Origin of the sequence: Pseudomonas sp. ENNP23, assembly GCF_001728945.1 — a bacterium.
GTDB classification, from domain to species: Bacteria; Pseudomonadota; Gammaproteobacteria; order Pseudomonadales; family Pseudomonadaceae; genus Metapseudomonas; species Metapseudomonas otitidis.
On record NZ_LYSP01000098.1, the window covers coordinates 1 to 1510 of the forward strand.

Sequence of the window (1510 nt, forward strand, 5' to 3'; positions counted from 1 at the left end):
CGAGCATAGGCATCGCTGGGTTTTCCGGGGATGAATACGCGAGGAATGATCGTGCCAGTGGCCTTGTCGGCGCGTGCCTTGGTCCACTTGCCCTTCCCTTCCTTCGTGTACTTCGCGATCAGTGCGGCCAGCACTTCGTCGTCGTCGATTCTCTTCATGGTCATACCTTCAAAGGCCGCGAACAGGTCAGCAGTTACAGCGCTCCAACACTCCTGGATGAAACAGCGATCCTCACTCTCGAGCGCTTCCTGGTGGTCGCACAGTTGCCAGAGGTTCGTCGGGAGGTTCCGACGCTCAAGCCAACGGTGCATGACGGTCGCCTCCATCCGGAGGAGGAGACGAGCGAACTCTTGTAGCCGGGGGTCCTGGAGCACTCGCAGGGTGCGAGCAGCGGACAGGATGGGCATGGGGGCGCGTGCATCGCGGCGGTGCTGCTTGAACTGGCGAACGTGGGCGTTATCCAGGTCCTGGCGTGGCTCAGGGTTCGAAGCTGCACCGCGCGCCGCGCGGAGGGTCTTTTCGATTTCGAGGCGGAATTCAGGGCCCTTGAGATAGGCCTTGATCTTGCGCATGCGGCTGTCTTTGGCGCCCCAGTACGCGGTCGTCTGGTAGTCGTCACCACGGTTGCGGGTCTGGCCGTTGCTCACGCCGCGCATGAACTGGATCACCTGGAGGGCGGTCTGCTCGTTCGGCATGCGAGCCGAGAACGTGCAGTCGATCGCGTAGACCTCGATCGCCATCCAGTCGAGCCGAGCCCAAAGCAACGGGTAAGTACCGGCCAACCACTTGAGCATCACCTCTGCCCCTTTGCGGATCGAGGTGGGGCCGAAAACGTTGTGACCCTGGAGGAGCTTGGCAGGACTAGCCTTGAGCTCTACCCCAGGTTGCAGGCGTTTACCGAAGGACTGATGGAAGACCTTGAAGGCAAGAGGTGTGTAGCTGGAGGGCAAGGATTCCCAGGCGTGGGAGAGAGATTCGCAGTCAAAGCCACCGTCTTCACGGCGGGTAATGCCGCCATCGGCGCGCATCTGAATGCCAAGGGAATCAAGATCTACAACATGAAACGGACGCTCGACACTGCCTATCTCGTGGACGGCCTCCATGCGGAACGGGATGAACATGTGGATGCGGTCGAGCATCTGTAACACCGTTACAAGTTACGATCTGCGCGTTTTATACGCTGTAACGTGTAACAGTGCAACACGTGACAAAATTACGGGGTCGCCATGAAACAGCCTGGAAACGAGCTAGTGAGCAAGGTCTACAGAGTCAAAGAAGAGTTCGTGCAGATACTGGAAGACAAGCGGATCAACATGATCATCGAGACCAGGGAAGGCATTGCCGAAGCGGACATCGTGAACGCAGTGCTATGGCGGTACCTGGAGAAAATAACCACACATGATGTAATGGAATACAAAGAAAAAATGGGGGGCGGGAAAGCGAAAAAGCGCCCGCGCAGTTGATCGAAAAACAGACGGGAATTGCGACCGTCGCACAAGAGTCCACCATT

The 1510-nt window shown here is 57.9% G+C and carries 2 protein-coding genes; one reads left to right on the forward strand and one right to left on the reverse strand.

Translation table 11 applies throughout. The annotated features are described in order from the left end of the window. The coding region (locus A9G05_RS26165; RefSeq protein ID WP_083272685.1) for a phage/plasmid replication protein, II/X family at positions 1 to 1139 on the reverse strand (1139 nt) is incomplete at its 3' end. A gap of 111 nt (positions 1140 to 1250) precedes the next feature. Here A9G05_RS26165 and A9G05_RS26170 point away from each other — a divergent pair. Next, positions 1251 to 1463, forward strand: a complete 213-nt coding sequence (locus A9G05_RS26170; RefSeq protein ID WP_083272686.1) for a hypothetical protein — start codon at positions 1251 to 1253, stop codon at positions 1461 to 1463. The last annotated feature ends 47 nt before the right edge of the window (positions 1464 to 1510 follow it).